The 13,089-nt window shown below is 39.8% G+C and carries 10 protein-coding genes; 8 read left to right on the top strand and 2 right to left on the bottom strand.

Annotated elements, in window-relative coordinates:
• The first annotated feature begins 7 nt into the window (after positions 1-7).
• The 3 genes from G3I01_RS11410 to G3I01_RS11400 all read left to right on the top strand — a co-directional run bounded on the left by G3I01_RS11410 (position 8) and on the right by G3I01_RS11400 (position 5,350).
• The gene (locus G3I01_RS11410; RefSeq protein ID WP_257710569.1) at positions 8-1,795 is read left to right on the top strand and encodes an Ig-like domain-containing protein; all 1,788 of its coding nucleotides are present in this window, start codon (positions 8-10) and stop codon (positions 1,793-1,795) included.
• Between the two features lie 75 nt (positions 1,796-1,870).
• Positions 1,871-3,235 carry an Ig-like domain-containing protein gene (locus G3I01_RS11405; RefSeq protein ID WP_219547970.1) on the top strand — a complete coding sequence of 455 codons (1,365 nt, stop codon included), beginning with the start codon at positions 1,871-1,873 and terminating at the stop codon, positions 3,233-3,235.
• Between the two features lie 450 nt (positions 3,236-3,685).
• Complete coding sequence (locus tag G3I01_RS11400; RefSeq protein ID WP_219547968.1) at positions 3,686-5,350, top strand: Zn-dependent hydrolase; 1,665 nt, start codon at positions 3,686-3,688, stop codon at positions 5,348-5,350.
• Positions 5,351-5,424: 74 nt separating this feature from the next.
• Here the strand turns inward: G3I01_RS11400 and G3I01_RS11395 are convergent, their stop codons facing one another.
• Positions 5,425-6,912 (bottom strand): NAD(P)/FAD-dependent oxidoreductase, encoded by a 1,488-nt coding sequence (locus G3I01_RS11395; protein WP_219547966.1) that lies wholly within the window; start codon positions 6,910-6,912, stop codon positions 5,425-5,427.
• Between the two features lie 436 nt (positions 6,913-7,348).
• Between G3I01_RS11395 and G3I01_RS11390 the strand changes: the two genes are divergently transcribed.
• The 3 genes from G3I01_RS11390 to G3I01_RS11380 are packed head-to-tail and all read left to right on the top strand — an operon-like array spanning position 7,349 to position 8,960.
• Positions 7,349-7,711, top strand: coding sequence for a hypothetical protein (locus G3I01_RS11390; protein ID WP_219547964.1), 363 nt, complete (start codon positions 7,349-7,351; stop codon positions 7,709-7,711).
• Position 7,712: 1 nt separating this feature from the next.
• Positions 7,713-8,120, top strand: coding sequence for a hypothetical protein (locus G3I01_RS11385; RefSeq protein WP_219547962.1), 408 nt, complete (start codon positions 7,713-7,715; stop codon positions 8,118-8,120).
• 36 nt (positions 8,121-8,156) lie between these two features.
• Positions 8,157-8,960, top strand: coding sequence for a hypothetical protein (locus G3I01_RS11380; RefSeq protein WP_219547960.1), 804 nt, complete (start codon positions 8,157-8,159; stop codon positions 8,958-8,960).
• Positions 8,961-8,966: 6 nt separating this feature from the next.
• Here G3I01_RS11380 and G3I01_RS11375 read toward each other — a convergent pair whose 3' ends face one another.
• A complete protein-coding gene (locus tag G3I01_RS11375; RefSeq protein ID WP_219547958.1) occupies positions 8,967-9,671 on the bottom strand; it encodes an arylesterase in 705 nt (234 codons plus the stop codon).
• Positions 9,672-9,742: 71 nt separating this feature from the next.
• Between G3I01_RS11375 and G3I01_RS11370 the strand changes: the two genes are divergently transcribed.
• Both G3I01_RS11370 and G3I01_RS11365 read left to right on the top strand, forming a co-directional pair.
• A complete protein-coding gene (locus G3I01_RS11370; RefSeq protein ID WP_219547956.1) occupies positions 9,743-10,423 on the top strand; it encodes an ABC transporter ATP-binding protein in 681 nt (226 codons plus the stop codon).
• 2 nt (positions 10,424-10,425) lie between these two features.
• Positions 10,426-12,984 carry an FtsX-like permease family protein gene (locus tag G3I01_RS11365; RefSeq protein WP_257710568.1) on the top strand — a complete coding sequence of 853 codons (2,559 nt, stop codon included), beginning with the start codon at positions 10,426-10,428 and terminating at the stop codon, positions 12,982-12,984.
• Positions 12,985-13,089 lie beyond the last annotated feature (105 nt).

Raw genomic sequence — 13,089 nt, 5'->3', positions numbered from 1 at the left:
CTAAATAATGGAAACATTCATAAAATCTAAAACAAGAGCTCTTTTAAGTTCAGGTGTTTTGATATTTTTTATCCTCGCCCTGGCTGCCTGCTCTAATGATGATGATGTAACGATCACAGATGACGGAATACTTCGCCTGCTCAAAACGAATGTAGGTGAAGACGTCCTGGAAGAAGGAGCAGAAAATATTCCTGTAGAAACTCCATTGACCCTCATTTTCTCACATAGTATGAATACAGATGAACTAAGCTCTGCTTTACAGCTTAGTTCCCCTAACGGAGATGCAGATTATGACCTGGAGTTCACTAACTCGAATTCTACAGTGATCATTACTCCTGCTAGCCGTTTCGACTATGAGACCACTTATACTTTGAACATACCTGAAGGTGCTTATGGCACCAACGGTGAGGCCTTATCGAGCCCTATCAATTTCAACTTTAAGACCGCAGCTTTCGTTCCACCGGTGATCAAGCTTAGCGCTGCTGCAGATGTAATCAAGGAAAGTGCAGAAACCGTGGTCGTAACTGCTGAACTGGATAAAGACAGCGAGGATGATGTGACTATAAATCTTGATTTTTCAGGTTCTGCATTACTTGACACAGATTATACTACCAGTAGTTCAGAATTAACTATCCCAGCGGGAGAACTTTCCACAACTTTCGAGATCACTTCAATTCCAGACCAGGAAAATGATGATAACGAATCCATTATTGTTTCAATTGCTTCCATAGAGAATGCAACCGATAATGATAATACCACAGCAGAGATCAATATTACCGAGGAATTACCGCCGCTTTCCTTAAAAGGAGTTCTTGCCCTTACCTGGGATGGCTCAGATACCAATGATGGTAAAGCGGTTCACGTCGTTGCCAATGCAGATATTGCAGATCTAAGTATCTATAGTCTAGGCGTCGCCAATAACGGTGGCGGAACAGACGGACCGGAATATACTTTCCCAGCTATATCCCTTTCTGAAGGTGATAACGTATTAGTTGCCCGTAACCCGGCAGCATTAACCGCTTATTTTGAAGACTGCGGAAGTGAATTTGAACAGATACTTGAATCCAATAATTCAATTAGTCAGAATGGTGATGATGCGATAGAATTGTTTATCGGCGAGACCATTATTGAAGTTTACGGTGATTCAGATGTAGACGGAACCGGGGAAGCCTGGGAATATTCAGGATCATGGGCTTATAAGGTAGGTAGAGAATGGAGCACCGGCGGTATCGATTGTACGGTAGGTGGAACGCTAAATAGCAACTCACCTTGCCCTTACCCAATTTGTAAAGAAGCTCTGGAAATTAAAGGAGTATTGGCCTTGCTTTGGGATGGCAGCGGAACCAACGGAGGAAAAGCCGTGCACTTTAGAGCTAACAAGGATATTGAAGATTTAAGTATTTACGGCGTTGGGATTACCAATAACGGTGGAGGAACAGACGGAGTTGAATATAATTTCCCTCAAATTTCTGTGGAGGAAGGTGATGACATCTTATTAGCCAGGGAACCGGGAACCATTGCTGCCTATTTTGGAGATTGCACAGACGAATTTGAGCATGTATTTGAGTCAGATTCCATGAATCAAAATGGGGATGACGGCGTGGAGCTTTTCAATGGGGATACAGTCATCGAAACCTATGGAGATGCAGACGTTGATGGTACCGGTGAAGTATGGGAATACTCTGGATCCTGGGCCTATAAGATCAATGGCGACTGGACTACCGGAGGTATAGATTGTGCAGATGGTTCTACCTCCACTCAGAGTTCCGCATGTATTTATCCAATTTGTGAATAGAATTAGCTGGAGGTTGTTTGAAATATAAAACAGTGAATCCTGATTTGATCTCAGGCGACCTCCATAAATTAGAATATGATGAAAAAAATAAATTACAGCATACGAATATTGACTGCCTTAGTGTTTACGATCTTTCTAAGCAGTTGCAGCAATGACGATGATTCTATAGACACTTTAAATGTTTATTCTGCAACAGTGAACGGAAGCAACCTTAGCGATGGATTATCTAATGTCGCCTTATCGGGCAGCATCGAAATTGCTTTTTCCCATACCCTGGAAGCGGAAGCTTTTGAGGAGTCATTTTCATTTTCAGATGCGCAGGGAGAAGCAAACTATACTGCCAGTTTGGGAAATGCAGGCTCTAAGGCAGTAATCTCTTATTCCGGGTTGAATCCGGGGTCTGCGTATAGCATTGTGGTAGATCAAAGCTCCCTGGGAGAAAATGGAGAATCCCTGAATACAGATTTTTCCGGGTCCTTTACTACTACCAGTGAAGTTGAAGAGACTAAAACGCCCTGTACTTCTGCCACGGCAGATTGTATTGAGCAAATAGAAATCGCAGAGGGAGCTTCATTTAATTTCTATAGTTCTTACGATATTATTTCAGATCAGGAATATACCTGGGAAGAGATCGAAGAAGTGGTTTTTGTGATCCATGGCCAGAACAGGGATGCAGATGAATATTTCAGATATATGACCAATGCTGTAGGAGATGTAGGCAAACTTGAAAATACCCTTATCATTTCTCCGGAATTTAAGGAAGAAACCAATGCTGCAGACGGAGAATTGTTCTGGGACAATAACTGGCGGGAAGGAGCTAATTCAGGCAATACAGATATTGCAATTAGTTCTTTCAGCGTTCTGGATGACATCGTAGTATACCTTTCTAATCAGGAAAAATTCCCTAATCTAAAAGAAATAAAATTTGCCGGTCATAGTTCAGGCGCCGCATTTGTTCAACATTATGCTTTTGTGAACACTTCAGAAGCTGCCTATACCGAATATGAATTTCAATATATAGTGGCTAATAACCAGTACTTCTATTATCCAGATGGTAGACGTTATAACGAAGATACCAATGAATTCTATGTACCTACAGATTGCACAGGTTACGATTTCTGGCCTTACGGTTATGAAACCGCACCTTCATATGTAGACGGGATGAGCCAGGAAGATTTATTGCAACAGCAAATTACCAGAAACACAATTTATTTACTTGGTACAGATGATACTAATACAGAGGGCACATTAAATACTACAGATTGTGCGGCCACCTTACTTGGTTCAAACAGGTTGGAACGTGGAAGGAATATTTTTACCTTTTTCGATACCTTTTATACCGAAAACAATCAGGAATTGATAGAGGTTCCAAATGTAGGTCACGATGCCGATGCGATGTTCAATTCAGATGAATTCAAGAATATATTAAGCAGAGATTAATTCTCGATAGTTGGAATGCTTAATTTAAATAAGGCCACTCTATGAGTGGCTTTATCTTTAGAACAGGTTATTTAAATCTTACCACATTAATCCCAAGAAGCCTTATGTAATTTTGTTTAAACTTTTGTTAAAATAATTAAACAAAACGATTTGTTTTATATATTTATTTAGTAATCAGATGTTTGAACCATATCCCATTTCTACAATAAATAATTATAAAAAGTATATGATTATAGAAATAATCAAAATCTTATCAATTTAAACGTTGAGACCTAAAAAACTTTTAAACTCCAATTAATGCTATCAAGCCACTCCTGCCCCGAGTGGCTTGATTATTTAATAACTTAATCTTACAGGTGGTTCAGAACTGTTTTATTCCCCTTTTCAGGCTTTAATTTTATCTAGATCAAAAAGTTTAAATTTATAGTTGCTAAACTTAAACTAGAGAAAATGAATAAACCCTTTTTATCACTTTTAATTCTAAGCGTTCTTTTCCTTACGGGATGCAAGAACGATCCAAAAGATAATTCTGAAGAGGAAACTCGTGATACGTCAATGGTAGTGGCAGATAAGGACATTAGCCAACTGGTCCAGCAATACGCCGAGGTGGAACTTACTTCAGAAATGTCCAGCCTTTCTAAAAATCAGAAGAAAATGATTCCGCTACTCATTGAAGTTGCCAAGATCACCGATGAACTTTTCTGGTATCAGGCCTTCGGAGGACGTGACAGTCTCTTACCTAAACTCGATGATAGATCTGCAGAATATGTTCAGATAAATTATGGTCCATGGGACCGGCTTAATAACCTGGAACCTTTTATTGAAGGTTACGGCCCCAAACCTGAAGCAGCTAATTTCTATCCGGTAGATATGACCAAAGAGGAATTTGATAATTCGGATATTGAGAATAAAGAAAGTCTTTACACCTTCATCAGGCGAAACGATAATGGTGAGCTTACCTCTGTATGGTATCACGAACAATTTCCAGATAAGCTAAAAAAAGCATCAGACCTGTTGAAACAAGCTGCAGAACTGGCCGAAGATCCAGGGTTTAAAAAATACCTGAATTTGCGTGCTGAAGCCTTTATCACTGACGAATATTATGAAAGTGACGTTGCCTGGATGCAAATGAAGAATAATGCCATAGATATGGTAACCGGACCGATTGAAACTTATGAAGATCGTTTGTTCGGCTATAAAGCTGCATTTGAATCCTATGTGCTCATAAAGGATAAGGAATGGAGTGAGCGTCTCGCAAAGTATGTTACATTTCTGCCAATGCTTCAGGAAGAACTGCCTGTAGATGCAAAATATAAAAAGGATAGTCCGGGAACAGAATCAGACCTTAATGCCTACGATGTGGTTTATTACGCCGGTGACTGTAATTCCGGAAGTAAGACGATCGCCATTAACCTTCCGAACGATGAAAAGGTCCAGGAGCAATATGGTAGTAGAAGGCTACAGTTAAAAAATGCCATGAAAGCGAAATATGACCAGATTTTGGTGCCAATTTCTGAACAATTGATCGTTCCTGAGCAAAGGCAAAATATCACATTCGACGCATTCTTTGCTAATACAATGTTTCATGAAGTTGCCCACGGGCTAGGTATCAAGAATACCATCAACAACAAAGGTACGGTGAGAGAAGCGCTTAAAGAACATGCGGGCGCGCTGGAAGAGGGAAAGGCAGATGTATTAGGAATCTATATGATCACTAAACTTCATGATAAGGGCGAACTAAAAGATGCCGAATTACAGGATTATTATGTGACCTTCCTTGCTAGTATTTTCAGATCAATTCGCTTTGGAGCCTCCAGTGCCCACGGAAAAGCAAATATGGTTCGGTTTAATTATTTTAAAGACAAAGGTGCTTTCACTCAAAATGAAGACGGGCTTTATAAAGTAGATATGGAGAAATTCAGGGAAGCAACTGATGCGCTTTCCAATGATATCCTGGTGCTTCAGGGCGAAGGAGATTATGAAGGGACAGGAAATTTATTGAATGAATCGGGTCAGATAGACAGTGACCTTCAGGCATCCCTGGATAAATTATCTGAAAAGAATATTCCTGTAGATATAGTATTTAAACAAGGGACAGGAGTTTTAGGATTATAGAACTTTTTGTATTGAAATAGAAATGCCGGTAGAAAGATCTACTGGCATTTTCTTTAATTTATAGGTCTGAATCTTCATCCTATTTCATGAACCGCATTTGCCGCTCGAACCCCAGAGCGTAGCGCCCCTTCCATCGTACTTCTCAAAATGCTGGTGTGTTCTCCTGCAAAATGAATATTACCATGAGGAGCCTGTAAATTTTCCAGATGAGTGGAAACATCTCCCGGCGCAGGCCAGCTAGGACCGCCTAAGGCATATGGATCCTTACTCCAACCTTTTACATGGGCCTTTTGAAAATGGCCTTCAAAATCTGGAAATACTCTTTTGATAGAATCTTGCATCATCCTTTTTATCTTTTCATCTGAAGAGTTTTCGATATTTGTAGCGAATGGGCCGGCTACCATACTTTCAAGAATAGCAGGACTAGAATCTGGATTATCAGAATTTAAGATGGGGTTTATTGCCCTTACATCAAGATCTGTATAAGCTACTCCAGAAAGGTCATTTTTCTTCCAGAAGGGCTCATCTACCTGTAAATAAGTACGGTTAATATTCATTACTGGAATATCCCTTATTGCAGTAAGCTTTTCTGCAGGCAAGGCAGGTTCGAAAGATATTTTCTCAAGGACTTTCAAGGGGAAAGTGACAATTACTTCATCTGCACTGAATTCCTTAGGATTACCGTTCATTTTTGCTGAAACTACTACTCCATTATCAGAATCTTTCACTTTATCTACCACAACATTATACTGAATATTCTCCTGTAATCTTTTTGCCATTTCCCGGGGAAGTTTGTCATTACCTCCTTTTAGGGTAAAAGGAGTTCCTCCCATAAAAAGTCCGGCGTCAGATACCGCCATCGAGAGTCCTGAAGTTTCGTCGGGTTTGGCAGCGAACCACATAGTATTTTTAAATAGTTCTACTGCTCCATCACTGGCTCCCTGTTGTTTTAAATACTCAGCCAGGGAAATTTGATCCATTTTTATCAGAGGTGGTTCATTCCAGCTTTGTGGATTACCTATCTCCGGTGGTAATGTTTTTAGAATATATTTTACCACCATTCCCATAGGACCCATTTTTTGTTCTTCCGGGGTTAGATCAAATGGCCATTCTACGGTTTCATTAGGTCCTACTGTAAAAGCCTTACCATTTAAGTGATAGGTAACGGCCTTCTCCGGCACTGGCCAGGGAATCCTTTCCAAACCAAATTCATCAATAAACTTTAAGGCATGTGTATAAGACGATGAATATCCTGCGGCACCTTCTTCAGCATATAATCCATCTGCAAAAGGTTCTCTTATCGTAGAAACTCTTCCTCCTGGTCGGTCACGGGCTTCAAGAACCGTTACTTTATGGCCTGCATTTCTAAGTTCCCATGCCGCCCCCAGCCCGGCAAGACCAGCTCCAAGTACGAGAATATTTTTTGGCTGACTGGTTTTAGTAGTTAAAAAGCTTTGAGCAGAAAGCATTCCGGGAAATATAATTCCTGTTCCCAAGGCGCCAAGTCCCAATTGTTGCACGAATAATTTTCGGGAAATGTGGTTTTTTTCAATTTTATCCATATCAAAGGCTTTGATGGTTAGTAAAAATTAAATAGAATCTAATCTTATGACTTAGCGAGATATAAAAACACTGATTTACAATTTTTTGACACTATTTAAATTAAGAAAAAAACGGCGATAAACTGAGTCCCATCTATTAAAAGCAGATTTTATAGATAACCTGAACAATATTCGCTAAGAAAGAATTTTAAAATTTCCCATTTTTGCAGACAGCAAATTCTGAAGACATTTCTAATCTGAAAGCGTGCGAAACCTCTTTAAAAAATCACCGGTTCTAATATTCATTACCCTGCATTTTTCTTTCATCATAGCCGCGATTTATGAAAATCAGGCTGACTCCCTGTCCCTACTTTTTCTGATTTTAATCGGGTTGTTATTGGCTCACTTCTATTACAAAAATCATAAACCCGAAAGATCTGTTTTTAGAAGAATCGATTTGTTACTTATAATTCTCAGCATTATTGGTGCTGTAACCACTTATTGGCTGAATGTTGAACTTGACCTTGGTACCGTCCTTTCAGCCGGGATCACTGGACTTTTAAGCTCTTTCATTCCATTTATCAATAGAAGATCAGATACTTTAAGAGAATTACCCGCAGCCATATATTGTGGAGCATTCGCAGGAATGACTGCCCCGTTTTTAGCTAACGGATATACCTTCATTTCTTTTGCAGGCCTTTTCACCGGGATTATACTTATAATTTCTAAAAGCACGCTGCACGGTTTTGGTGGTAAACTGGGTACTGTCGCCTTTGGCGGAGTTTCTTTAATGTCACTCATCCTGTTCTTATTTTTCTAAGATGGATATAGTTATCATTATAATTTCGGGCTTTATTGCCGCTCTCGCCACTTTTTATCTGAATAATCGCTTACAATTAGGCGGGGTAATGGCTTCTGCGGCTATATCTGTTATCGCAGGTGGATTTTTTCATTTTTTTCCGGATTTATTTGATGAATATTACACTATAAATATTCCACTGGTGATCATGGGAGCTTCCTTTGTTGGCATGGCAAGTTCCAGAGTGATCAGGAAATACTGGATCATTGGGATCTCTGGAATTATATTTTCAATCTTATATCTCTTAACGGGTTCCTTTTTTGAAGGTTTTGGCGGTGGACTGGGAACCACAGCGGCCATATCCCTATGCTCCTCGTATGTTCTTAAAAGATTTCAGAGCAAGAAAAAAATTTCAAAATCGAAGCCATAAATATTTACATTTGGATCTACAATCCATTTTTATAAAATGAAAAGATTTTTATTGCTGATAGCCCTATTCGGGATGCTATCCTGCTCCTCAGATTCTTCAGAAATCATTGAAAATGAACCTGAAATTAATTTTGAAGTTACCCTTACCCCTTCTGCTGAATTTGCCTTAGTAGACATGCCATTTACCATAAAGGTGAGTTCTAATTCCCAAATTCATGAGATCAAGCAGATCTTCGAAAATGGCAGTGTATCAGTAGGTGGAGATGGTGAAAGCGGAGTTATAGATAGCCAGTTCGAAACCCTCCACTATCAGCTTCCTAATGTGGGCTTAGAAAAAATGAACTATGTTTTTACCGATATTAACGGGAAGCAGATCACTAAATCTATCGATGTAACCGTTAACCGCGGAGATGCTGTGCAGATAACAGGATTAAAGATCAATTCTTTTTACAACATTCATGGAACTTATGATGAGCAGTATGCGGAGAATGATCCGGAAAGACTGGCAGATATTGTCTTCGCTATAAACAAGGCTTTCAGCTGGAATTTCGCCAACGAAGATAGAAGTAAAGGCCGCTGGTTCCTTTCTGAGATCTATCCTAACGAAGAAAAACTGGAGTTTGAGCTAAGGGATGAAGAATTATTCATCGCTCCTTATGCAAATTTCGAAGTAGGTATTGGAGATCATGACGAAGGAGGCATAGGATCTGATTTAGCTCGAGATGCGTCGGGAATGACCGTAAACCTATATCCTCTTCAATATGAAAAACCCTCGGAAATTCACATTATTAAAGAAGATGCTGATGTTGATATTACGATATTTCTAGAATGGCCTGAATAATCCTAATTACTCAGCTTTCTGCATTTCTTCCGTAAGAACAGGCTTTAAAACATCCCAGACATTTTCTGCAAGGATCTCTTGTCCTTCAGCAGTTGGGTGGATTCCGTCTTGCTGATTAAGTTCCGGATCTCCAGCAACACCTTCCAGGAGGAATGGGATAAGGTGAACATTATTTTTTTTGGCAAGTTCCGGGAAGATATTTCTGAATTCAGTGGTATAATCCTGACCCATATTCGGCGGGATCTGCATTCCGGCGAGAATGATCTCAATATCCGGATTTTTTCCGCGTACAAAATCAATGATCTCCTGTAAATTCGTTCTGGTCTCTGAAAGCTGTATACCGCGTAAACCATCATTTGCTCCCAACTCCAGAATAAAGACATCTACATTTTGTTTAAGCACCCAATCTATTCTATTCTTCCCGCCAGAGGTAGTTTCTCCGCTTAATCCAGCATTCACCACCTGGTATGAAAGTCCTAGTGAATCTATCTTCTGCTGAATGATCGCGGGAAATGCTTCCCCCTGCTCAAGCCCGTAACCCGCAGTAAGACTATCACCAAAGAAAAGTATTACTTTATTATCCTCTTCTGCGGCTACATCACTGTTGGTAGCCTCTTCAGCAGTATCTTTCTCCTCTTTTTTGGCGGTATCGCCGCAAGAAGTGAAAATGAGGAACATAAACAATGATAAAAATAAGGTGAAGCTTCTCATGGTTCAGTAGATTTTATTGAAATCATTTCTTTATTTTGTTTGAATTGATAAAGAAACCTAAAAGAAAGAAGATGGCAAAAATATTAAGTATTCAAAATCTGAAGAAAAGCTACCGAAGCGGTTCAAAAGAACTAACTGTTCTGGAAGATATCAGTTTTGAAATTGAAGAGAAAGAAACCTTTGCCATCGTAGGTCCTTCCGGAAGTGGAAAAACTACCCTTTTAGGCCTATGTGCCGGTCTGGATCAACCTGATTCTGGCCAAATAGAACTTTGTGGAACGCAATTAAACGATCTCAATGAAGATCAAAGAGCGATCTTAAGAAATAAAAAAGTTGGTTTTGTGTTCCAGGATTTTCAATTGATACCAACGCTTACCGCCCTCGAGAATGTAGCTGTTCCATTGGAATTAAGAGGAGATCCAGATGCTACCAGAATTGGTAAAGAACTTCTGGAAAAAGTTGGCCTGGGAGACCGCTACGACCACTACCCTTCCCAGTTATCTGGCGGCGAACAGCAGCGAGTGGCTGTGGCCAGGGCTTTTAGCAATAAACCTGAAATACTTTTTGCTGACGAACCGACTGGAAACCTTGATGAAGAAACGGGAAAAAAAGTTATAGAACTCCTTATCGAATTAAATGAAGAATCTGGCACAACGCTGGTCATTGTAACCCATGATATGGAACTGGCTCAAAAAACTCAGCGTATCCTGAGGTTGAAAGGTGGCAGGATCATGGAAACGGTAAACGTTTAATTATGGCTGCATCTAAACCAAAAAGTTCAGCGAAAGCAGGGTTCAACTGGCTCTTGAAAATGGCCATTAGGGATGGAAAAGCGAGCAGCAGAAAGCTTCTGTTGTTTATGGCATCCATTGTACTTGGGATCGCTGCAGTTGTTTCCATACAGTCCTTTAGCAATAACCTAAAGGAAAATATTGCGCTTCAATCTAAATCCCTAATGGGAGCCGATTATATTATTGACCTTGAAAACCAGCCTAATGAAAGGGTCTCTTTTATTATGGATTCCCTGGGAGGACCCAAAGCCGAAGAGATAAGTTTTGCCTCCATGGCAGCTTTCCCGGGAACAGAAGGAACCAAACTAGTTAGGGTTCGAGGTATAAAAGGTGGTTTTCCATTTTATGGTGAACTTGAAACTGAACCTGTTTCGGCAGCAAAAGAATATCAGGAAAAAGGAGTGGCCTTAGTAAATGCTACCTTGATGCTTCAATTAGGAATTGAAAAGGGAGATAAGATCAAAATAGGAAATATTGAATTACCGGTTGGTGGGGCTTTAAAATCGGTTCCGGGAAGCGCGGCTCTTTTTAGCTCAATTGCTCCCCCGGTAATTATCCCTCATAGTTTTATTGAAAAGACCGGCCTTATTCAAACTGGCAGTAGAATTGGTTACAATTATTATTTCCTAGCCGATCCCAATCTGGACCTGGAAAAGTTCGATGAAAAGCTCGATCCCATTCTTGATGCTAATGATGCAGACCTGGATACTCATACCTCTACGAGTGCAAGATTGGGACGTCGCTATGAGAATTTTGGTAAATTCCTCAATCTGGTCGCCTTTATTGCACTACTATTGGGATGTGTGGGTATTGCCAGTGCTATCCATATTTATATAAAAGAAAAACTGAAATCTATCGCGGTTTTAAAGTGTCTTGGCGCAACCAAAAAACAAACCTTTTCAATATATCTCATTCAGATCGCCATTATCGGTTTTATTGGCGGTATTGCGGGAACTTTACTCGGCTTAATGCTTCAGCAACTATTTCCTTTGATCTTGCAGGATATACTACCGGTTGATGTACAAATCTCCTTTGATCCCAGAGTGATCTTTATGGGGATTTTATTGGGCGTGCTCATGTCTGTATTATTCGCTTTATATCCCTTGATAGGGACATTATACGTTTCACCGCTGCAGACCTTAAGGGTTCAGGGTACCGAAAGTTCCAGCTCTAAAAAAGCTGGAATCCTGGTATTAACAGGTATCTTCCTTTTCATTTTTCTTTTCGCTTTCTGGCTGCTGGAAGACTGGAAATATTCTATATTCTTTGTACTTGGTATCATTATTACCTTTTCCCTGCTAGCCGGTGTTGCAAACTTATTCATGAAGGCTATAAAAAGGTATTTTCCTACTAGTTGGGGATTTATTCCGAGGCAGAGCTTATTGAATCTTTTCAGACCTCAGAATCAAACGCTTATTCTCGTGCTGGCCATAGGAATTGGAACTTTTTTGATTAGCACCCTTTATTTCACCAAAGATCTGCTATTGGCGCAGGCAAGTCTGGACGAACAGGCTAATAGTCCTAATATGATCCTTCTGGATGTACAAACAGACCAGCAGGAGAAAGTTGCTCAAACAATAAATTCACAGCAATTACCAGTTCTGGAAAATATTCCAATTGTGAGCATGAGAGTTGAAAGTATTAAGGGAAGATCGGTTAACGAAATTAGAGATGACACAACTTCCAGGGTAAACGGTTGGATCCTGGACCACGAATTCAGAACTACCTATAGGGATTCTTTAATAGATTCCGAAGTTCTCGAACAGGGAGAATTCATAGGAGAAAAACCTCAAAGTGAAATCATCCCAATTTCAGTTAGCAATAATTTTGCTGAAGATGCGAAGGTAAGTGTTGGCGATAAAGTTAATTTTAATGTTCAGGGAGTTTTGCTGAATACCGTTGTGGGAAGTATCAGAGCTGTAGACTGGAGCAGGATGCAGTTAAATTTTTCAATAGTATTCCCAACTGGCGTGCTAGAGGATGCTCCTCAATTCAGAGTGCTTACAACAAAGGTTCCAGATGAAACAATATCTGCAGACCTGCAGCAAAGCCTGGTAGAGAAATTCCCAAACCTTACCATTATTGACCTTAGGCAGGTATTAACCCTAATCGAAAAGATCCTTACCAAGATCTCATGGCTTATAAACTTCATGGCTTTCTTCAGTATTCTCACTGGAATTATCGTGTTAATAGGTGCTGTGCGAACCAGCAAATACCAACGTATTAGAGAAAGTGTTCTTTTGAGAACCCTGGGAGCAAGAAGTGACCAGATATTAAAAATCCTTGCGCTGGAATATTTCTACCTGGGCGTTCTTGGGGCATTATCGGGGATCTTATTATCTCTAATTAGTAGTTTGCTATTAGGTTATTTTGTTTTTGAAACCACTTTCATCCCATCATGGATCCCATTTTTGGTTCTTCTGCCAGGTATTATCTTACTGGTGATGAGCATTGGTTTAGGAAATAGTTTGAGTGTGATAAAAAGTCCGCCGTTAGTGGTGCTTCGGAAAGAAGCTAATTAATTGTATAATCAATAAATACTTACAAATCAGAATTCCACCATTTAAAACCAAATCATTTAGTATAAGTTTAACTGAGTTTTTTCCGAAAATTCTAGCCTAGACCGT

This window comes from Gramella sp. MT6 (assembly GCF_019357415.1).
In the GTDB taxonomy this organism is placed as follows: domain Bacteria; phylum Bacteroidota; class Bacteroidia; order Flavobacteriales; family Flavobacteriaceae; genus Christiangramia.
The sequence above is the reverse complement of the archived record's forward strand: the minus strand, read 5'-3'. Positions and strand labels throughout refer to the sequence as shown.

Bases quoted from the DNA above. Each gene is read 5' to 3' on its own strand.
- G3I01_RS11410 (WP_257710569.1), top strand. From the start codon at position 8: ATGGAAACATTCATAAAATCTAAAACAAGAGCTCTTTTAAGTTCAGGT.
- G3I01_RS11405 (WP_219547970.1), top strand. From the start codon at position 1,871: ATGATGAAAAAAATAAATTACAGCATACGAATATTGACTGCCTTAGTG.
- G3I01_RS11400 (WP_219547968.1), top strand. From the start codon at position 3,686: ATGAATAAACCCTTTTTATCACTTTTAATTCTAAGCGTTCTTTTCCTT.
- G3I01_RS11395 (WP_219547966.1), bottom strand. From the start codon at position 6,912: ATGGATAAAATTGAAAAAAACCACATTTCCCGAAAATTATTCGTGCAA.
- G3I01_RS11385 (WP_219547962.1), top strand. From the start codon at position 7,713: ATGGATATAGTTATCATTATAATTTCGGGCTTTATTGCCGCTCTCGCC.
- G3I01_RS11380 (WP_219547960.1), top strand. From the start codon at position 8,157: ATGAAAAGATTTTTATTGCTGATAGCCCTATTCGGGATGCTATCCTGC.
- G3I01_RS11375 (WP_219547958.1), bottom strand. From the start codon at position 9,671: ATGAGAAGCTTCACCTTATTTTTATCATTGTTTATGTTCCTCATTTTC.
- G3I01_RS11370 (WP_219547956.1), top strand. From the start codon at position 9,743: ATGGCAAAAATATTAAGTATTCAAAATCTGAAGAAAAGCTACCGAAGC.
- G3I01_RS11365 (WP_257710568.1), top strand. From the start codon at position 10,426: ATGGCTGCATCTAAACCAAAAAGTTCAGCGAAAGCAGGGTTCAACTGG.